This is a genomic window from Paenibacillus pabuli NBRC 13638 (assembly GCF_001514495.1).
GTDB classification, from domain to species: domain Bacteria; phylum Bacillota; class Bacilli; order Paenibacillales; family Paenibacillaceae; genus Paenibacillus; species Paenibacillus pabuli.
Genome location: NZ_BCNM01000001.1, coordinates 228,090 through 247,388, shown reverse-complemented (window position 1 = coordinate 247,388; position 19,299 = coordinate 228,090). Strand labels below are relative to the sequence as shown.

15 protein-coding genes are annotated in these 19,299 nt (G+C 44.7%); 4 read left to right on the top strand and 11 right to left on the bottom strand.

Annotated features, from left to right (window positions below; all coding sequences use genetic code 11):
* Nucleotides 1-388 precede the first annotated feature (388 nt).
* From PPA03S_RS00750 to PPA03S_RS00740, 3 genes are all read right to left on the bottom strand, one after another.
* Nucleotides 389-682 (bottom strand): DUF3817 domain-containing protein, encoded by a 294-nt coding sequence (locus PPA03S_RS00750; protein ID WP_062318864.1) that lies wholly within the window; start codon nucleotides 680-682, stop codon nucleotides 389-391.
* A 174-nt stretch (nucleotides 683-856) separates the two neighbouring features.
* Nucleotides 857-2,050: a macrolide family glycosyltransferase gene (locus PPA03S_RS00745; protein WP_062318863.1), complete on the bottom strand. Its 1,194-nt coding sequence runs from the start codon at nucleotides 2,048-2,050 to the stop codon at nucleotides 857-859.
* A gap of 86 nt (nucleotides 2,051-2,136) precedes the next feature.
* Nucleotides 2,137-3,105, bottom strand: coding sequence for a LacI family DNA-binding transcriptional regulator (locus tag PPA03S_RS00740; RefSeq protein WP_062318862.1), 969 nt, complete (start codon nucleotides 3,103-3,105; stop codon nucleotides 2,137-2,139).
* Between the two features lie 163 nt (nucleotides 3,106-3,268).
* On the opposite strand from PPA03S_RS00740, the gene PPA03S_RS00735 reads away from it, so the two are divergent.
* Entirely contained in the window at nucleotides 3,269-4,702 is a 1,434-nt protein-coding gene (locus tag PPA03S_RS00735) for a glycoside hydrolase family 1 protein (protein ID WP_062318861.1), read from the top strand.
* A 123-nt stretch (nucleotides 4,703-4,825) separates the two neighbouring features.
* Here the strand turns inward: PPA03S_RS00735 and PPA03S_RS00730 are convergent, their stop codons facing one another.
* The 3 genes from PPA03S_RS00730 to PPA03S_RS00720 form a co-directional block, all read right to left on the bottom strand.
* Nucleotides 4,826-5,830 carry an ROK family protein gene (locus tag PPA03S_RS00730; protein WP_062318860.1) on the bottom strand — a complete coding sequence of 335 codons (1,005 nt, stop codon included), beginning with the start codon at nucleotides 5,828-5,830 and terminating at the stop codon, nucleotides 4,826-4,828.
* A 112-nt stretch (nucleotides 5,831-5,942) separates the two neighbouring features.
* Nucleotides 5,943-7,106: an MFS transporter gene (locus PPA03S_RS00725; RefSeq protein WP_062318859.1), complete on the bottom strand. Its 1,164-nt coding sequence runs from the start codon at nucleotides 7,104-7,106 to the stop codon at nucleotides 5,943-5,945.
* A 102-nt stretch (nucleotides 7,107-7,208) separates the two neighbouring features.
* Nucleotides 7,209-7,967, bottom strand: coding sequence for a TrmB family transcriptional regulator (locus PPA03S_RS00720; RefSeq protein WP_062318858.1), 759 nt, complete (start codon nucleotides 7,965-7,967; stop codon nucleotides 7,209-7,211).
* Nucleotides 7,968-8,159: 192 nt separating this feature from the next.
* On the opposite strand from PPA03S_RS00720, the gene PPA03S_RS32120 reads away from it, so the two are divergent.
* Nucleotides 8,160-8,288 carry a DUF4023 family protein gene (locus PPA03S_RS32120; protein ID WP_082703947.1) on the top strand — a complete coding sequence of 43 codons (129 nt, stop codon included), beginning with the start codon at nucleotides 8,160-8,162 and terminating at the stop codon, nucleotides 8,286-8,288.
* Nucleotides 8,289-8,536: 248 nt separating this feature from the next.
* Here the strand turns inward: PPA03S_RS32120 and PPA03S_RS00715 are convergent, their stop codons facing one another.
* Genes PPA03S_RS00715 through PPA03S_RS00705 form a run of 3 tightly spaced genes read right to left on the bottom strand, consistent with a single transcriptional unit; the run spans nucleotide 8,537 to nucleotide 12,050 of the window.
* Entirely contained in the window at nucleotides 8,537-10,150 is a 1,614-nt protein-coding gene (locus PPA03S_RS00715; RefSeq protein WP_062318857.1) for a type 2 periplasmic-binding domain-containing protein, read from the bottom strand.
* 39 nt (nucleotides 10,151-10,189) lie between these two features.
* Nucleotides 10,190-11,101 carry a carbohydrate ABC transporter permease gene (locus tag PPA03S_RS00710; RefSeq protein ID WP_157283917.1) on the bottom strand — a complete coding sequence of 304 codons (912 nt, stop codon included), beginning with the start codon at nucleotides 11,099-11,101 and terminating at the stop codon, nucleotides 10,190-10,192.
* A 25-nt stretch (nucleotides 11,102-11,126) separates the two neighbouring features.
* Entirely contained in the window at nucleotides 11,127-12,050 is a 924-nt protein-coding gene (locus PPA03S_RS00705) for an ABC transporter permease (protein WP_062318855.1), read from the bottom strand.
* A gap of 335 nt (nucleotides 12,051-12,385) precedes the next feature.
* Between PPA03S_RS00705 and PPA03S_RS00700 the strand changes: the two genes are divergently transcribed.
* Both PPA03S_RS00700 and PPA03S_RS00695 read left to right on the top strand, forming a co-directional pair.
* Nucleotides 12,386-14,137: a sensor histidine kinase gene (locus PPA03S_RS00700; RefSeq protein WP_062318854.1), complete on the top strand. Its 1,752-nt coding sequence runs from the start codon at nucleotides 12,386-12,388 to the stop codon at nucleotides 14,135-14,137.
* A complete protein-coding gene (locus tag PPA03S_RS00695) occupies nucleotides 14,118-15,728 on the top strand; it encodes a response regulator (protein WP_062318853.1) in 1,611 nt (536 codons plus the stop codon). The genes PPA03S_RS00700 and PPA03S_RS00695 overlap by 20 nt, the downstream gene beginning before the upstream one ends.
* Before the next feature lie 146 nt (nucleotides 15,729-15,874).
* On the opposite strand, the gene PPA03S_RS00690 is transcribed toward PPA03S_RS00695, so the two are convergent.
* Complete coding sequence (locus PPA03S_RS00690) at nucleotides 15,875-17,518, bottom strand: extracellular solute-binding protein (protein WP_062318852.1); 1,644 nt, start codon at nucleotides 17,516-17,518, stop codon at nucleotides 15,875-15,877.
* 118 nt (nucleotides 17,519-17,636) lie between these two features.
* Entirely contained in the window at nucleotides 17,637-19,295 is a 1,659-nt protein-coding gene (locus PPA03S_RS00685; protein ID WP_062318851.1) for a response regulator transcription factor, read from the bottom strand.
* Between the last annotated feature and the right edge of the window lie 4 nt (nucleotides 19,296-19,299).

The window sequence follows — 19,299 nt, the reverse complement described above, 5'->3', positions numbered from 1 at the left end:
CTGAAGTACAGTTTATCATGAATGTCTGTCTGGACAAACTTTACTCTCTTAAACATTTACTTTTCAAAAGCAGCTCATCTGGATTAAAATAAATATGGAATATCATCCCAAATGAAAAGAGGTTCTTGTATGAAAAAATCTTTTCTCTTTCTGTTTACCGCTCTGGTTACAGTAGTTTCCTTCTCCGCATTTGTCCCAGCGTCTGACGCATCTGGCGACTTTGGGGTCAGCCTGCTATCGGATCGTCAGCAAGGCACTGTTAAATAGGCTCTGTGCATCGTCAATAACCTCTTCTACCTATAAGGAGCTTTTAACAGAAACAAGCAGGCGGCCAGTTCGGATAACATCCGAAATTGTCGCCTGCTGTCATCTTTCTGATCTGCAATCCTTACTTCCAGTCTCTTGTTCGGAGATAGGATTCAAATACAAACGTCCCAAAAGGCAGTAAGCCTGCTATCACTCCCATGAACCAGCGTGAAGCTTTCCATTTCTTCACCACAGCCAAATGCACAAGTGCAATCAGATATAGCGGAAATAGAATCCCGTGAATCATGCCCATAATAGTTACTGGGGATGACATATCGGCAAAATATTTTAGCGGCATGGCAATAAAAATCAACAGCAGCAATGATATACCTTCCCATATGCCCGCAATTCTAAATCGACCTGTCACTGTCTTCATTCCGTTCAATCTCACCTTTCCAGCGGTTAGTTTGTGAAATATGTAACTTATTACAAGACGTTTCAAATTGAAGTCACATCGTCTATGCTGATGCAGCTTCTTGAAACGTCCTGTTCAGTATACCGCATGGTTCTGGCTCAGAAATGCTTTAATTTTGAATAATTAATGACTGAACTATCCCTGCCTTTTTTCAAAAATGGCATCAACAGCATCACGATACCCGCCTGATTCTCGAAAGGACTCCCTCATATTCGCAGCAGCTGATTTGTATGAAGAGGTGCTTAACACATCATCTACAGCTTCACGCAAGTGTTTTGCAGTTAAGTTTTGCATTTGTAACCGAATGCCCGTTCCCGTATTGACAACCTGTTCAGCGATGATTGGCTGGTCGGCGCTTTGCGGAATCACAATGAGGGGAACCCCGAAATATAGACCCTCACTAGTACTGTTCATCCCCCCATGGGTGATAAATAATTGAGCTGTCTCCAATACATCCATTTGCGGAACATACCTTTTAACGATGAAATTGTCAGGAATTTCTCCCAAATCAGTAATTTGAGTCTTAGCCCCTACTGACATGACAATCGTGTGATCAGTATTCCCCAATGCCTCAAAACAAAGCTTATAGAAATCGATGGCTTGGTTAAAAATAGTCCCCAGTGAAATGTATATAGGTTTTTTCCCTTGAATTGCTGTCATGTCGAATGGTTCATGCGTTAGTCGTGAAAAAAGAGACGGGCCTACAAATTGATACGTATGGTCGAAGGCTTCTCCATTAGGCTGGAATTCCCTAGTTGTATATACAATTGTAAGCGGCGCGGGATTGCAAAACACTTCGTAGGGGGAAGAGATTTCCACCTCATATTTTTTCTGCAGCATGGTCGCCAGGGCATGGAATTTCTCGTATATAGGCCCCGTAATTTCGGAAGGGACATTCAAGAAGAAATCTTGCATCACATGATCAAATGATTCTTGTGTCTGCGCAAAAGTAGTACAAGAATTGATTGCAGGAAGTTTCAGTATTTGCGAAAGCAAACGTCCGCAACCGAACATGGAATCATGGATCATATAGTCAAAATGTTCATTTTTAATCTGTTCAAGAACGCTTGGTATAACAATATCTGCCGTAAGCAGAAGTCCATTAATTCGTTCAAGTACATGCTCTCTCCCACCCGAGATGAAAGCTTTTATGAATTTTTGCTCGTCAAATGTTCGGACAGTAGCTCCCGTCTTCTCCATACGCTCCCTATAAGCTTCTATACAAAAGTACACAACCTCTTCTCCGCGCGATACCAGCTCTTTCACCACACCAATCGTTGGATTAATGTGTCCCTCTGACCCACCATTAATGAATAATACCCGCGCCATTTCGACCACTCCTTCGTTATACTGCTGTTCTCTAAATGATGTACCCATTCGCAAATGATCTATTGCGAACCTCTCTCACCCCACATTTAGGTAGTTGCACGTTCTATCAGTTGAAATTCCAATTGCTGAGCCTGTACCTCCTGCTTGCCAAGGACGGCCCATAATCGATGAAAAGCCTGCGTAGCCTGTTCTGCAATCGGATTATGTATGGTGGTGATTCCAAGAACACGGGACAGCTCAATGTCATCGAAACCAACAATGGCAAGTTGTTCGGGAACCCGTATATTCTGTTTGCGTGCCTCAGACCAAATTCCGATCGCTGCATAATCATTCGAACATAATACCGCTTGAGGAAGTTCCGGCCCACTCGTCATTCTTCGCATCGCTTCTTCTCCGTCCGATGAACTGAATATGGAATATTGATAAGCTTCACGCAATACAGGCAGACCCTTCTCTGCCATAAAGGATTCATAGGCCTGCCGCCGACTCTGTGTATTCAGACTTTCTGCCCTGCCAAAGGCATTCGCAATGCGTGTGTACCCTTTGGATACCAGGTGCTCAAGAGCAAGCCTGTAGCCTTGCGCCTGATCCATGGCAACTGACGGAATTTCGTCACTCCCCATTCTCTGCCAAGATACGATTGGACCATACTCGCAATATGCTTTCAATTTATCCGGGTGATTTACACAAGTCATAATAACCAGTCCATCTACCCGTTTGCTCCTCAGGTCTTCAAATGCCTGTAATTCAATCTCTTTATCACCACGTGAAGTATAGATCAGGGTCTGAAATCCAAAATCCATTGCCGTATCAATTAACTGATTCATGAACGTAAGAATAATTTCATTGGTGGCGGATGTGACAATACCGATTTGTTTGGTCTGACCTGTGGATAATGATATAGCATTCCGGTTTGGAATATAATTCAGCTGTTTCATGATGTCCGTTATTTTCTGGCGTGCCTCGTCACTCACATGTGGTGAATGATTAATCACTCTGGACACAGTTGCTTTCGAGTAGCCGGACCGCTTCATAATTTCATCGAACTTGGACACATCAAGTCTCCTTTCTTGCTGATTTTCTATGATGAATTACAGTTTGCCTCAAAATAAATAAAAAGTAAAACTTGACGTGTAACCCGTTCCAACGCTTAAGCTTTTTTTATGCAGTGCTGCTGTATGTAAACACAACGAATTCACAATGATTGGAGCGATATGCATGAGCCATTCTCAACCTGCATCATTTCATTTCCCCGAAAACTTCCTGTGGGGTGGTGCCATTGCTGCCAACCAGGCAGAAGGCGCATATAATCAAGGTGGCAAAGGATTGTCCACCCAGGATGTGGCACCTAAAGGTATCATGGGTCCGATTACTGAAGAACCTACCGAGGATAACATGAAACTGATCGGAATTGATTTATATCATCGTTACAAAGAAGACGTGAAATTGTTCGCCGAGATGGGATTTAAGGTATTCCGTACTTCCATCGCCTGGTCCCGCATCTTTCCTAAGGGTGATGAGTTAGAACCCAATGAAGAAGGCCTTCAATTCTATGACGACCTCTTTGACGAGTGTCTTAAATACGGAATCGAGCCATTGGTCACCCTTTCACACTACGAGACACCTCTCCATCTCTCCAAAGAATATAATGGCTGGGTCAATCGGAAAATGATTGGATTTTACGAGCGTTATGTGACTGCCGTGTTCAAACGTTATCAAAATAAGGTTAAATACTGGCTCACATTTAACGAAATCAATTCGATTCTGGAAGCACCATTCATGAGTGGTGGCATCTATACACCGAAAGAGAAGCTCAGCAAGCAAGATCTGTATCAAGCGATACACCATGAGTTTGTAGCCAGCGCTTCTGCAGTGAAACTCTGTCATGAGATCATCCCAAGTGCCCAGATTGGTTGTATGATGCTCAGTATGCCCACCTATCCGCTCACACCGAATCCCGATGATATGATTAAAGTGATGGAATTCGAACATAGCAATTATTTCTTCGGAGATGTACATGTGAGAGGACGCTATCCAGGATACATGAAGCGTTATTTCCGGGAAAATGGAATTCAGATTCAGATGGAAGATGGCGACGAAGACATGCTGCTCCATACCGTCGACTTCATTTCCTTCAGCTATTACATGAGTATCTGCCAAACGGCTGACCCGGATAAACAAGTTGCGGGCGAAGGTAATCTGCTTGGCGGTATCCCTAACCCTTACTTGCCTGCAAGTGAATGGGGATGGCAGATCGATCCGCAAGGTCTGCGCTATGTGCTGAACATGTTCTATGACCGTTATCAGAAACCACTATTTATTGTGGAAAATGGTCTGGGAGCCGTGGACGAGCTTATTACCGGACCCGATGGTGTAAAGACAGTGGAAGACGATTACCGTATTCAGTATCTGAATGATCATCTCGTTCAGGTCGGGGAAGCCATAGAAGACGGCGTTGATATCATGGGATATACCTCATGGGGTTGTATTGATGTGGTCAGTGCTTCTTCTGCACAATTGAAAAAACGTTATGGCTACATTTATGTTGATCGTCATGATGATGGTTCAGGAACACTGGAACGGTATCGCAAAAAGTCGTTCCATTGGTATAAAGAAATCATCAGCAGTAATGGGAAAAGTCTGCAGCGTTAAGGAAATGATCAACATCTAGCAGATCAATATGCTGCTCTCCCCCAGTAGAAGATACGGACATGCATTGGCTATGCAAAGTTCTGTTTTATTTTCTGCCGGGGGATTTTTTTTAATGGGATGAATTCAACTGAACTGAACCAGAGCCGGTTCCAACGATTTTAACGTTAACCAGCGCATCCCGGCTTCAAAATCTTCCTGGAAAGAATCAATCAGAATAACGTTAGGATACGATGGCATCAACAGTTCAGCCTGATACATGTGCCATGCGCGAACAACTTCATCTTCTTCAACCATCCGTTGGTAAATCACAACCTGGTCCGGTGCGAGAATCGCATTTACCGTTTGAATCATTTTGCATACCGCTTCAATAAACGTTTCCTTTTCCAATGAATTATACCAATCAAGTCCCATAGGAAGATATTTGACTTCCCCGGCCATGCCTAATTTTCCTTTGATGACTCTATCGCCCAGATAAATGCCCATGCCTGGAGGGTATTTGGTTGGAAAATAGATTCCGATTACACACTGATCTTTGTCTAAATCTTGCCTTGCACAATATCCGCTGATTGCAGCATTCACATCATTTTCAACTATAACTGGCAAACCGAATTGCGCTTCAAGATCTTCAATCATTCGAACACCTTCTAGCTGCCGATGACTGCTCACCGTAATTTCCCCATTCACAGTTTGCCCCGGAATACCGATACCGATCACTTTAATGGAAGCATATTGGGCCAGCACGTTCCCAATGATTTCATAGAAGCGTCTCTGATCAAAGGTAGGCATCTCATATTGTTCTTTGAACACTGTTTTATCTTCTAAATTAATGACGGTGGCCGTGATCAGATCCTTTCCCTGCTTCTCGTTGATATACATGACCAAGGCCAAGCTGAAATCATAATTATATCGGTAGGTTAATGCTGGTCTTCCCCCATTGGAAGGCACCGTCTCATCCTCAAACAATTCACCCAGATCACTTAACTCTTTTACCAGTGAGTTAACGGTAACTACACTAAGCTTGGTCAAGGAGGCCAGTTGTGGTTTGGTTGCTGTTTCCACCCGTTTCATGACCTGGCGTACATGGTTTATATTGATTTCTTTCATCAAATACGCATTGGCTATTTTCATAAGCACCCCTACTCCAAATTTCAACGTTAATATAGTTACTATACAATATCTCCAAAGGTATTAAAAACACCCGATGAAAAACATCGGGCATCAGCTAAGGAAGTATCAAAAATCAAATAGCGGTCTGAATCGCTTGCTCCTTGCGGCGAATGGCATAAATGGCTGATACCAAACCGAGAAAGATCAGAACAGCACCTACCCATCCTGTATACAGAATGGATGATTGATCAATGACCACTCCACCAATATAGGTTCCCATCGCAATCCCGGCATGTGCAATGCCTGAATTCGTGCTTATTAACGTTTCGGCCGTTGCCGGGGAGGTTTTGATAATCAGGCTGTTCTGTACCGGGGTGACCGTCCAGCTCAGCGCACTCCAGATACTTAGCAAGAGCAGGAAAGCAATCAAGGGCAGTTCTGTACTAAAAGGAATAACCGCCATGCTCATAATAAAGGGAACAAGAACTAACACAATCGCTTTGCCCGGATGCAAGCGATCGGACAACATGCCTCCAATCCCTCCCCCTGCCACAGCAGCGATGCCAAACATCATATAAATAAAGGTGACCATCGTTGAGCTGGCTCCAAGTGTTTCTTGGAGAAATGGTGTGAAATACGCATATAACGTCAAATGCCCTGCAAGCACAAGCAATGTCGTAACATGAATCGCCAGCATTTTCGGATTCCATAGAGCTGCAAGCTGTTTCTTCAATGACACTGCCGGAATTGGCTGCACACGGTCCATGGCAATGCCGATGGCTACCATGACAACCGCAGTGAGAATCGCGATCAACATAAACACTTCACGCCATCCGGCCAGATTTCCAACAAAGATGCCAAGAGGAACACCCAGAATCAGTGAAGCGCTGCCTCCCATCGTAATGATCCCTACCGCACGCCCTTTATACTGCGGCTCTACAATGCGGGCTGCGAGCGTAAGAGACAGGACAAAAATCAATGAACCTGTTGCAGCTCCCAGCGCTCTACCCGCCATGAGCATATAAAAATTGCTACTGAATGCAGAAACCAGATTACTGACCAGGAAAACAAACAGAGTAGACATGTATACTTTTTTACGCTCAAATCTGGCCGTCAAGTTTAACAAAATGGGTGCAGACAAGGCATAGACCAGCGAAAAAATGGAGATTAAATACCCTGCTTTAGCCAAGGATAGATGAAGATCTGTAGCGATCAGGTCCAGGATCCCGCCAAGAATAAGCTCAACGGTTCCGACCACAAAGGCTGCAATGGCAAGGACATACACTTTTTTATTCATTTTGAATCCTCCTCAAAAGTTACAACTACGATAGTAACTTATTAGAGGGAAGATTTCAATAAAAAAAACTATTCTCTGAAAGAATAGCTTTTTTTATGCTTTTTAATAAATTAATCGTGCCAGCAAACGTGCAATTTCTTCATCCTGCAGCAGCTGCTCCCCATACTTCTTGGTGATTTGAGTAAGCGCGACATCATGATAGAAATAATCGGTCATTGCTTTTACGATCGGCTTGGACATGGTCTTGATGGCCTTCCATGAATCATGCTCTATACCCGCAAATAAAAGATAGGCATGGTCCACAATGAGCAGCTGCGAAAGTTCAAGCTTATTGGCCTCAAGTATGGGGATTAACGAATACTTATGAGTCAGAGAAGTTTGTAACCCTCCAACAGCCAGTACCTCCACATATACCCCTGCTTTTTCTTTTTGCTCCAGAAGCTCCCGGTACTTCTCCATTTGCTCGTTCCAAGCCAGAAAAAGGATGGATGAATCGGCTTCTTCAATGAGCTGTTCAATGTTTGAAGCAATAGATGAAGCATCCTTCAACGTCCATATATGTTCGTCTGTAAACGTACGTTTAATTTTATAGGTGTTTAGCTCTTCCATGTCTTTTTCGAAGTCCGATCTTATTTTGAGAATGATGGACTGCAGATCAACGGCCATATACAATTTCTTCTTCCCATGCATGGTCGTTAGCACAGTACCTTTGTCAATAAGTCGATTGAGCACTTCATAAATCTTGGCTTTGGGCACATTGGAGTGATTGACGATGGATGTCGCATCCAGCGGTTCACCCTGCGCAAATATGGCCTCATATACCTGACTTTCATATTGTGTAAAACCGAATTTCTGCAGCATGGTTCGATTCGGGCTCCTTCTTGTTTTGTATCGTTATATATCGTTTTATACAGTTTAGTCCCCTTCACTTCCCGTGTCCAGTTTCTCCCACGTGATATTACGTCCAAATGGGGCATCCAAATATAATGAGCTCTCAATGGTTATATTAAGATTCAGGCTACACATTTTGATTTTGAGGAGGTGTGCTTACACATGGAGAGTACCCATGATTTTGTGAAAAAAGTAAACGAAAATGCCGAGAAAGCACGTCATAACAAAAACAACGGTAAAGGTACGCCAGCGGATAAACTGCCATCCAAACAGCATAGCACCAATAAGTAAGCACATATTGGATTACAGAATTCATTAGGGGCACCTTCACACTGGTACCTGGTGCATTACTGATCAATACCTTAAACTGCTTGCTAGACAATGATATCGGCTTCAAAGTGGTCTACAGCAAAAAAACATCAAACATCAGTGGCGTTTTATTGTTGAAACGCAGATCATAAACGAACAAACAGGTGCCCTCCTTCAATAAGGAAACGCACCTGTTTGTTATTTATTGAAATACACGACTAAACTATCGCCTATTTGACGTTCATATAACGCTCATAAGCATCATTACGGATGGTCAGTAACTGTTCAAGTCCCATGTCATTCAGCTTTTTGACATAAGCATCCCAGCCCTCTTCAATACCGCCTTTGGTTACCCACTGGGCACGCATCGTTGCCACATAACCGTCAATATCCGTTGTCAGCGTTGGCAGCTCCTGAAACTCATCTGCATTGTACATGACCTTTGGATATGGCGTCGTTACATCTGCACTGCCCAACTGATCAATTTGCAGTTTGAGACCGTCACCCGCCTTAGGATTGAGCTTAATTTTCTCTTCAAAGGAAGGGCTTACATATTTGGGACCAAAATCACGCAGGGACTGATCCCAGTACCAGGCATCGGCGCTGGTACCTGCGGGCGGGTCCATCAGCGTGTATGTGCCATCATCATTTTTCGCAATGACAGTTCCGATCGCACCCCAGAAATTCTGAATGCTGGCTTCACTGGAATAGAACTGATCGGCCCAGCGTGCCGCTACTTCCGGAACAGTACATGAGCTTGTAATGAGCAGTTCATTACGGGCCAGATTCATGCCGCCAGGGTCACCTGGCTGATAACGTTTGCCATCAGGTCCGGCAATAGGCGCAATCGCTTCGTATTGGTCACTCCACTTGCCAAACACCGCGTCAGGCGTCCATTGGTTGCTGAAGCCGACAATTGGAATGTCTGCATTTTGCCACTTGGCGGATGTCATGGTGTTGTCTTGTGTGAACAGTTCCTGATCGATCAGACCTTCTGAATACAGCTTGTGTGTGTAAATAAGTGCTTCTTTATAAGCGTCCGTTGTCGGAAAGAAGACCGGTTTGCCGTCCTGAACAATCATGCTGCTGGCATTAATGTCGGTGATTCCAAATGGATTCAGGAAGTCCACATTCAGACCGGTTTCGGTGTATGGGATTTCATCCTGTTTACCGTTGCCGTTCGGATCTTTCTCCTTAAACGCTTTCAACACCTGATACAGTTCCTCTGTCGTCGTAGGTGCCTTCAACCCCAGCTTATCGAGCCATACCTTGTTGATTACAGGCTGATTCCGGCTCTTCGGGCGAGCGGGTAATCGGGTTGGCATCGAATAGATTTTGCCGTCAGGGAATGTGCTGATTTTCTTCATGTCTGGCGTCTCTTCCATCGCTGCCTTCAAGTTGGGCATATACGAGTCAATATACTCATCCAGCGGACGGAAATAGCTCAGGTTATTGACAATGTCCGAGTCGCTGAACACCTGGTCGCCCAGAATAATGTCCGGGAGTGTACCGCTGGCAAGCATAATGGATTTCTGCTCACCCCAGTCATTGGAGGACATCACCTGCCACTCAATATGCACATTGGAGTCCTTCTCCAAATCCTTAAGCCACTGATTTTGTGTAAAGGTATCGCCCATGTTCCCCCAGCGAACCGTCAGTACTTTGAGTGTTACCGGATTATTGACAATGGGCAGACCTTCTTTATTAAAATCGCTTGATATCGGCGTCTCAGCGCCCTCACCGCTATTTCCACTACTACATCCAACAACGCTTACTACCATAGCTGTGGCGAGGAGCAAGCTGCTCATTTTGGTGAAAAACTTCGTACCTATCTTTTTCCCCATGTGGGAACCCCCTTGATTCGTAATGAATTACAATCCGCCTTATTCTTTCACTGCGCCGATCATCACCCCCTGATTGAAATATTTTTGGATGAACGGATAAACACACATAATTGGAATGGTAGCGATAATAATAACGGAATACCTCATCAGATTCGCAAGACGCAGGGCGACTTGTGCTGCCTCCCCGGTTCCCATGCCGGATTGCATCTGATTCGTGATGAGAATGTTACGCAGAATTAATTGAAGCGGGTACAGATTAGGGTCTTTCAGGTATATCAGGGCGTTAAAATACGAATTCCAATATCCTACAGCAATCCATAATCCCAGAACCGCGATGATCGCTTTGGACAACGGCAATACAATCAGCACGAAATATCGCAGATTTCCGCAGCCATCGATCTGGGCCGCTTCCCACAGATCTCCCGGAATGCTGGTTTGGAAGAAAGTACGGGCGACGATCATATCGAACACCACGACAGAGAACGGAAGCACCATCACCAGGAACGTATTGTAGAGATGAAAGTCGCGAATAGTCAGAAAAGTTGGAATCAATCCGCCACTAAAGAACATCGTAAAGATAAAGAACAGCGAGAAAAATTTTCGTCCGACCAGATCTTTTCTCGATAAGGCATAAGCCGCCGAGATATTAACAACAAGTCCGAAGAGCGTTCCTACCACCGTGTATAGAATGGTGTTTCGATATCCAATCCAGATATTCTCATGTCGCAGCAGTTCCTTATACCCTTCCAGTGTAAAACCTTTGGGAAAGACCCACACCTGTCCGTTAGCTACGGCGGAAGGATCACTGAATGAGGCTATGATAATAAAATAAATCGGATAGATGACTGCAATCAGGAAAAGTATAGCAAAAGCATACAATATGGCTTCCGCAATCGTAATGCGTGATCGTCGTTTAACTTTGGGAGTTCCGGTCACTGCTGCTGGCTCCATAACGCTCATTTCGTTTGTCTCCCTTCTACCATAGACTGTTCTCACTGTATTTCTTGGACAACTGATTGACCAGAATTAGCAAAATAAAATTAATGACCGTGTTAAACAGGTTGATTGCCGAGGAGAAGCTGTATTGACTGCTCAGCAACCCGATTTTGTATACATAAGTGGACAAAATCTCACTTGAGAGAATATTCAGGTCGTTCTGCATCAGATAAACCTTTTCAAATCCTACGCCAAGTAATCCGCCCATCCGTAGAATAAGCAGCGTGATAGCCGTCGGCAGCAGCATCGGAATATCAATATAACGAACCTTGTGCCAGCGGCTTGCCCCATCCACAGTTGCCGCTTCATAGAGGCTAGGATCTACGGCAGACAATGCCGCAATATAGATAATGCTGTCCCACCCGACATGCTGCCACACGTCAGACCACACATACACACTGCTGAACAGAGCCGATGAACCCATTAAATCCGGGGCTTGTGCCCCAAACAACTGATACATATTACCAACGAGTCCTGTACTCGGCGAGAACAGGATCAGCATTAACCCGACCATAACTACCGTCGAAATAAAGTGAGGCATATAGGAGACGGTCTGGAAAAATCGCTTAAACCTCCCCGCTCTCATCTGGTTCACCAATAGTGCAAGCATAATTGGGATCGGAAACGTAGCCAAGCTGTACAGGCTGATCACAAGTGTGTTGCGTATCGTATTAGTGAATTGATAGGAATGGAAAAATTTCTCAAAGTACTTGAATCCAGCCCATGGGCTGCCTCCGATTCCTGACGCTGGGCTATAATCCTTAAATGCAATGATCACGCCGTACATCGGCTTATAGGCAAATAAAATCGTCAACAGAACAGCTGGAAAAAGCAAAACGTAAAGCCCCCAGTTTCGCCTAATTCTCTCCATCGTTTTTCCGATATATAGCGGATTGGTCCTCATGGTTCTTTCTTCCCTCCTGTAAGTATACTGATGCTGCTTTTCCGATTGGACCTGTCTTCTCTGGAATAGCTTCAGTATAAACTGCTTCCCCTTCTCTTTATCGGACCCCTAAGGACGGAATTCGGACTTCTGTCGTTCCCTTTTGGCTTTTTACTAGAAAATCAGATTACTAGCGAGCAAAAACATATCGTTATCCAGACTTTCATGTGTGTATTCCGGACTTCTGAACCAAAAGAGGCAAATCTTTATGCTTTTTTCCCGCAAAGGTTTTATACTATTCCTGAGATATTAAAGCGCATTCATAACGAAACAATCCAGAAAGTGGTGCATTGTTCATGGCAAACTTGAACGCCATCAAGCCCTACCCCATTCGGCATTATATCCGCATGATGTTTGTCATTTCATTTGTCGTGTTCGTACTGGATCTGATTATCAGCATCGCTTCGATCTCCCTGGTCAAGCAGCAATCTGCCCAATATTTGCAGGACACTGCAGATCTGTACATCAATCGCATTAATCATGATTTTGCCTACATTAATCATTTCATGGGATGGACGCTAGCCAATGACGAGAATCTCGACAACATGAATACATATGGCGTGAACAGTATTCCGTTCCTAAAGGCCAACGAGAAACTACATTTGCTCTTCGCCGAACTACAGCGAAACTACGGGCAGTCGTATAATTTCTTTTATTATTTGGAGAACAGTGAGTACTTCCTCAACTGCGCGCCAATAAGCATCTCTTATTCGGATTATTCAGAAGTGAAAAGACAGATCATCACATTAACCCGTGATAAAGGGGTATATGAGAAGTTCTACTCCCATTGGACACCGCTTCATGTAAACGGTACTTCTTATCTTATCAATATTGTGCCGTACTACAATCGGTATCTTATTGCGTTAATATCCGCGGATGATCTGATTGCTCCTTTGCAACAAATTAATCTGGGTGCTAACGGATACGCCTCTCTGGTGGATGAAAGTGGCATGCAGCTTTCGGGACCTGCCAGAGGAGAAATCACAGTGGAACCGAAGCCTTCCTTCATGGATGTGCTCCAGCCAAACAATGTCGTTAGCAGTGACTTCTCGAATGCGGATTTCAGCGCGCGAATGGTCATCAAATTTGGTGCTTTTGAGAAAATCATGGTGGCTCAGCTGCTCATAATGCTGCTTTTCCTGATTGTAACCTCCTCGTTAAGCGCAATTATGATGTTTTTCAGAAAAAATCTGCTTGTTCCCATTCAGCGATTTTCCAAAAATCTCGCGCGTATCAACGAAGGCGATGAAGCAACAGACTTCAAGAGCAGCCGGATTATGGAGCTCGAGCAGGTCAATGCACAGTTCAAGGAACTGGTGGTCCAGATTAAACGGTTCAAGATTGATCGCTATGAGCAGGAATTGGAGAAACAGAAAATACGTTTGGACTATATGAAATTGCAGATCAAACCCCACTTCTTCCTGAATTGTTTGACGAGCATGTATAGTATGGCACAGATGCAAATGTACGAGGAGATTGAAAGTATGGCCTTGGCTACGTCCCGATACTTCCGTTATATCTTTCAAAGTGGCGAGAATTTCGTTCTGCTGGAGGATGAGATTGAACATGTGAGAACGTTTCTGGACATCCAGAAATCACGTTACCGCGATGCTTTTTCCTACCGGATTGAACAGTCCGAGGCGATCACGGGTATCGCTGTGCCACCTCTCGTTATTCAGACCTTCATTGAAAATGCCGTCAAATATGGAGTCTCCCGAGACCGGGAATTATGTATTACTTTATCCGTAACTGAGCAACAACAGGAAAATGATGATCATGTGCTCATCGAAATCTCCGATACAGGACCGGGTTTCCGGCCGGAAATTCTTGATGCACTGATGCGCGGAGAAGCACTGGAACAAACGGGTGGCCACCGGATCGGCATTATGAATACCATTCAACGTTTGGAGTTGCTTTATCGAGATGAAGCGACTATTACGTTTGCAAACGACGCAAATGGCGCTCGCATTACGCTTTCCTTGCCTAAAATAATACTGAATTCAGAAGCTTCGGGAGAGGTGACAAACCATGAATGCATTGCTGGTTGATGATGATTACTTTGTTGTAATGGCTTTGGAAAAGAAAATTGATTGGGGAGCCTTGGGGATCAACACCATATTCACAGCCTACAATATTGCACAAGCCAAAGAGATTTTGCAAAACCATCCGGTACAGATCCTCATTTGCGATATTGAGATGCCCCAAGGAAGCGGTCTGGAACTGCTCGCATGGGTCCGGGAGGAATCGCATAGCGTACAAACGATCTTTCTCACCAATTATGCCGACTTTAATTATGCGCAAAAAGCAATTGAACTGCAAAGCTTTGATTATTTTCTGAAGCCTATTGAATTTGACAAGTTGACTCTCATTATTCAAAAGGCGGTTGCCAAAGCCCGAGACCAGCAGTTCATTGAGAAAGCCATTCATGAGGGTGAACTGTGGCAGAAAAATAGAAGCAAACTGATTGAGGACAGCTGGCGGAGGCTAATCTCCGGTAAAGCCTTTCCTTCCAGCCCTGGCGACGTTTCTGCCTTTTTAACCGAACAACATCTGCCTTACGAAACAACGGATTTGTTTGTACCTATTCTGGTTAACCTGTTTCCGTATGATCATACGCTGGGCAAGACGGACAAAAACCTGTTTGACTACGCTTGTTTGAATGTAATGGTTGAACGGTTTCAGAATGCTTTGTTCACCATTGAAGCCATTACCGAAATCAAGGATCATAACTGGATGATCATTATAAAGTGGAACAGAGCTCCGGATGCACAGCTCATCGAATCCATGTGCGGTTCGTTCATCCCGGAGGTTAACAATTACCTAAAGTCCGATGTTTGCTGTAGTATCGGGTTTTCTCTGCCGCTGGGTCAGATTCGTCATACCATTAATGAGTTGCTGCTTATGAATGAAGAACGTATCAAACACCGCAACCAAACCTTTTTACTGGAAAACTATAATAGACCCGAATTGAATTACACACCCCCTGATCTGGGACTACTGGAGCAATTGCTGAATGAAAATCGCTTCCAGGCTTTTCTGGATGAAACAGGACGTTATATGCATCAACTTGTCCGTGAAGGTGTGGTAGGTACTGCTGTTCTGAGTCTGTTGCGTCTTGATCTGGTACAACTCGTGTATGCCCAATTGAAAAGTAAAGAGATCGAAGTGCATAAGCTGTACATGGGCAAAACGAATGATCAACTGTTCATGCAATCTCTGCATTCTATTGAAGATATGCAATCCTATATTGCCTACCTGGTTAATACGGCTGCAGAATATCTGAATGCTGCCGAGCAGCCCAAGTCGGTTGTACATGAGATTACCCATTATATACGCAATCACTATGGAGAAGATTTAACGAGGAATAATCTGGGGGAGATGGTTTATCTGAATCCGGATTATCTGGCAAGGCTGTTCAAGAAGGAGATGGGAATTTCACTGGGACATTATGTCATTCATACCCGTCTTGTGGCGGCCCGACATTTGCTGGAGACCACCGCACAATCGGTACATACCATTGCTGGCAATGTCGGCTATACCAACTACTCTCACTTCACCAAACTGTTTAAGCAAGAGATGGGCTGCAGCCCCAATGAATATCGCAAGAAGCAGAAAGAAGGCGCTCATGAAACGGGCTGAACAGTGTACCCGATGCGAAAAGCGAAATAACATAAGGTCATACTCTGTTTGTGGATATAATTCTTCTGATTCATATGTTTCTCGCTGCAGTAAAAAATGCCACTCTGCGTATCGTACGCAGAGTGGCATTTGCTGTGCCTTAAGCTTTATTTATTCGCATTAATGACTTCATTCACTTCCTGAGTGATCTGGTCACCACCAAGCTTTTTCCAATTTGCAACAAAGTTATCGAACTCGTCAATAGACAGGTTGCCGTAGATGATTTTCAGAAACGTCTCAGCACGCAGTTTATCCAGGGTTGCCTGTTTCGTATTCATGGTTCTCGTTGGGGCGTAGATAAATTCATTCATGACAATCAGGTCGTTATCCCGATAATATTTAATTACGCCCTGCGAGCTTTCCGGTCCAAAAATACGTTCCATATGCCACTTATCCAGATTCCCATTGCGGTAATCCATAATATCATCGTAGAACAGCTTCGCTTCAAGCTCTAATCCAGATGTATCTCCCGTTTTGAGCGCCTGCTCAACCTCATCCTGTGCCTTCACGTTTTTGTTGGCAGGCAGATTGGATACGGTCGCATTATGAAAACCAAGTCCGGTCAAGCCATTTAAATACGCAGCACGCTCTTCCTTGGCCGACTCACCAAACATTTTCTCTGCCTGGAAATTCAGCAGCTTGATCAATGCTTCCGGATGCTCATAGCCTTTACGTACGGCAAATATGCCACCCAAGCTTAAGTGATTCTGCGTTTTGGCAGGTTGATCGTCGATCGATTGAACCGGGTATGGCAGCCAGTCCACATTCTTATCCTTCTTGATCATGCTGCTAACCTGAAATGGCGCCCATTGTGGCAGGAAGAACATGCCTGATTTGCCTGCATTCACATCTTCCATCATCTTCGTAAAATCCTTAACACCAAACTCGGGATCGATTACACCCTTCGAATACAGATTTTGCAGTTCACGTAATCCTTCCTTCACCTCAGGCTGAATGGTACCATTCACAACCTGACCCGAAGCATCCTTAATCCAGGTTTCGAGATAACCATGATAACCGAGCAGGAACGCATTAATTGGCAAATCCTTGTTGAGTGCAATACCATACGTGTCATTTTTGCCATTTCCGTCCGGATCTTCAAAGGTGAAGGCTTCCGCAATCTGGATAACGTCCTGCATAGATTTTGGTGCTTCAAGTCCGACCTTCTTCAACCAATCCTGACGAATCCAGATCATATCCGAGGAATCCAGCGAGCCTGGGAAACTGACCATTGCATATATTTTCCCTTCCTTGGTTACTGGCTTCAAACCTGCTCCATCCTCAGCAGACATAAATTCCTTAACCAGATCGGATGCATACTTATCATAGACCTCGGTTAAATCTTCCAGCATCCCCGCTTCATGCAGCTGCTCAAACTGCACAGCACTCACTTTCAATACATCCGGCAAATCGCCACTAGCCAGGGTGACGTTCATTTTGTCGTTATAATTGGCATCCGGGACAATCCAGTCGTAGGTGACATCGATTCCCAGCTCGTCCTTGTATCCTCTGATCCAAATGTTATTGGCGTGTGTATCGCCTTCAGCAAGCGATTCTTTCCCGGTTTCATTCATGGTTGATGTTAATTTGATAGGTGGATCATATTTCGTAAGCGGCCCTCCGGCATCCTGCTGTGCATTCGGCTGGACTTCATTCTCAGCACTACCCGTACCGGATGAACAGGCTGCAAGCGTGGTTGCCAGTACCATGGTTAAGGTTAACAATGAGAATTTCTTTAGTGACATGTTCATGCGAATCCCCCTTTTTATTCCCCCGTGAGGTATAATTTTATTGTATAAAGAAAGCGCTATCACTTCGAGTGTACCCCGTTGACATTCGGTATCTTTGATTTACCATTTCAGACTTGATCTAACTTTTCAGATCCCGATATTCCTGCGGCGTGCAGCCAGTGGCCTTTTTGAAGAATCGATAAAAATAATGCTGATCACTAAATCCAACCTTGGCGGATATTTCATGCATTTTGCAGGTGGAGCCGAGAAGTAATTCCTTGCTGCGCTCGATGCGCCGGTCATGGATATAGTCGGATATGCCTTTGCCAGTAATACGTTTGTACCAACGGGACAGATATGACGGATTGAGGGAAACCTCCTGTGCAATTCGGGTTAGTGAAAGGTCATCCTCCAGATGGTGCTTGATATAATGATGAATAGTAATGAGAATCTGCGACTGGTCATGGATGCGTGTAACACTTCTTTTGGAGATGATCCATTCATATGCCGATTGATAGAAAACTACCAGATCAGACCAAGGCGTATGGATGTCAAAATGAAGCATTCGAGACAGCGCAATTTCCTTCATCGCCGATTCGAACAGGCCAAGTTCATGAAGAAGCTCAATCAGTCCATTACCTGCGCCTGAATAGATCTTCATTCGAAAGAATGGATCTTGAAGTCCTTCTTTTGAAGCCTCTGTCCACTTGTGAAACGACTCCACCCACTCCCGATCTCCTGCTGTAACGTGCTGCCTAATCTGATCCAGATGAAGAGTCGCAACACTCTGCTGATTCAAAATATTGGGGGTGTATGGCGAATCATGCTGCACCTTGACCCGAAGAAGTTTCTCCATCCCAAGTCCTGGGCCCTCATGGATCGACAGGCGCAGCTGTGCAATGGCCTGACTTAGCTCCATCCACTCCACCGCCTGTTCGCTCACCATAATGGAGACGGACAGATTTAGACAATCCGCACAGGATTGCTGCACGGACTCCAGCGTTCCATAGACGAAACGCAGTGTCTGTTCCCACTTCTCCTGCTGTCCTGTATGGAAGCTCGATGGCTCCGCATTGGGCTGAACAAAGCAAGCGATCACCTGATAATCCAGATCAATAGCTTTGACTTTGGCCTTATCCTGAAGCAGTTCCTCCGCAACGTTGGCAACCGCATAACGAATTAAACTCCGGTCCGCCTGGGATTGATAGTTGTTCCACTCCTCAACCCGTATGATGACCGGGATTACCGGCTCGTTGGACATGAAAGGTAACTGGACTGCATCAAATTCTTCCTGAACCGAGGCGATATCATGTCTTTCTGTTCGTTTTAGGAGATCCAGTAGCAGCTGTCTTTGCAGCTGCGGCAGCGCCCTGGGCAGCTTGCTGCGAAACCAGGCATGCTGGTAACGGAAATCATTTTCCTCCGATATTTGTGTTAACGCTCGCTCTACCGCTGCACGAATATGACTCATGCCCTCTGTCTTTAACAGGTAATCCACAACACAAGGGTTGCGTATCGCTTGATGCGCATAATCAAATTCGTTATGACCTGTCAGCAACAAAACTTTGCATCGTGGCCAACGATCCATAATCTTCTCGATCAGCTCCATGCCATCCATGCCAGGCATACAGATGTCGCTGAGTACGATATCAATTTTGACGGAATTCAACCACTCGATTGCTTCAAAGGCAGAATATGCCTTAATGATCTCCATATCCTGAAAATCCGCTTTTTGAAAGAAAGCATAAAGACCATCCAAAATTACCGGCTCATCATCTACAATTAACATCCGCTGCATACGA

What these genes read in the sequence shown, in the direction of transcription:
- PPA03S_RS00750 (WP_062318864.1), bottom strand. Translation starts at nt 682, where the DNA reads ATGAAGACAGTGACAGGTCGATTTAGAATTGCGGGCATATGGGAAGGT.
- PPA03S_RS00745 (WP_062318863.1), bottom strand. Translation starts at nt 2,050, where the DNA reads ATGGCGCGGGTATTATTCATTAATGGTGGGTCAGAGGGACACATTAAT.
- PPA03S_RS00735 (WP_062318861.1), top strand. Translation starts at nt 3,269, where the DNA reads ATGAGCCATTCTCAACCTGCATCATTTCATTTCCCCGAAAACTTCCTG.
- PPA03S_RS00730 (WP_062318860.1), bottom strand. Translation starts at nt 5,830, where the DNA reads ATGAAAATAGCCAATGCGTATTTGATGAAAGAAATCAATATAAACCAT.
- PPA03S_RS00725 (WP_062318859.1), bottom strand. Translation starts at nt 7,106, where the DNA reads ATGAATAAAAAAGTGTATGTCCTTGCCATTGCAGCCTTTGTGGTCGGA.
- PPA03S_RS00720 (WP_062318858.1), bottom strand. Translation starts at nt 7,967, where the DNA reads ATGCTGCAGAAATTCGGTTTTACACAATATGAAAGTCAGGTATATGAG.
- PPA03S_RS32120 (WP_082703947.1), top strand. Translation starts at nt 8,160, where the DNA reads ATGGAGAGTACCCATGATTTTGTGAAAAAAGTAAACGAAAATGCCGAG.
- PPA03S_RS00715 (WP_062318857.1), bottom strand. Translation starts at nt 10,150, where the DNA reads ATGGGGAAAAAGATAGGTACGAAGTTTTTCACCAAAATGAGCAGCTTG.
- PPA03S_RS00710 (WP_157283917.1), bottom strand. Translation starts at nt 11,101, where the DNA reads ATGGAGCCAGCAGCAGTGACCGGAACTCCCAAAGTTAAACGACGATCA.
- PPA03S_RS00705 (WP_062318855.1), bottom strand. Translation starts at nt 12,050, where the DNA reads ATGAGGACCAATCCGCTATATATCGGAAAAACGATGGAGAGAATTAGG.
- PPA03S_RS00700 (WP_062318854.1), top strand. Translation starts at nt 12,386, where the DNA reads ATGGCAAACTTGAACGCCATCAAGCCCTACCCCATTCGGCATTATATC.
- PPA03S_RS00695 (WP_062318853.1), top strand. Translation starts at nt 14,118, where the DNA reads ATGAATGCATTGCTGGTTGATGATGATTACTTTGTTGTAATGGCTTTG.
- PPA03S_RS00690 (WP_062318852.1), bottom strand. Translation starts at nt 17,518, where the DNA reads ATGAACATGTCACTAAAGAAATTCTCATTGTTAACCTTAACCATGGTA.
- PPA03S_RS00685 (WP_062318851.1), bottom strand. Translation starts at nt 19,295, where the DNA reads ATGCAGCGGATGTTAATTGTAGATGATGAGCCGGTAATTTTGGATGGT.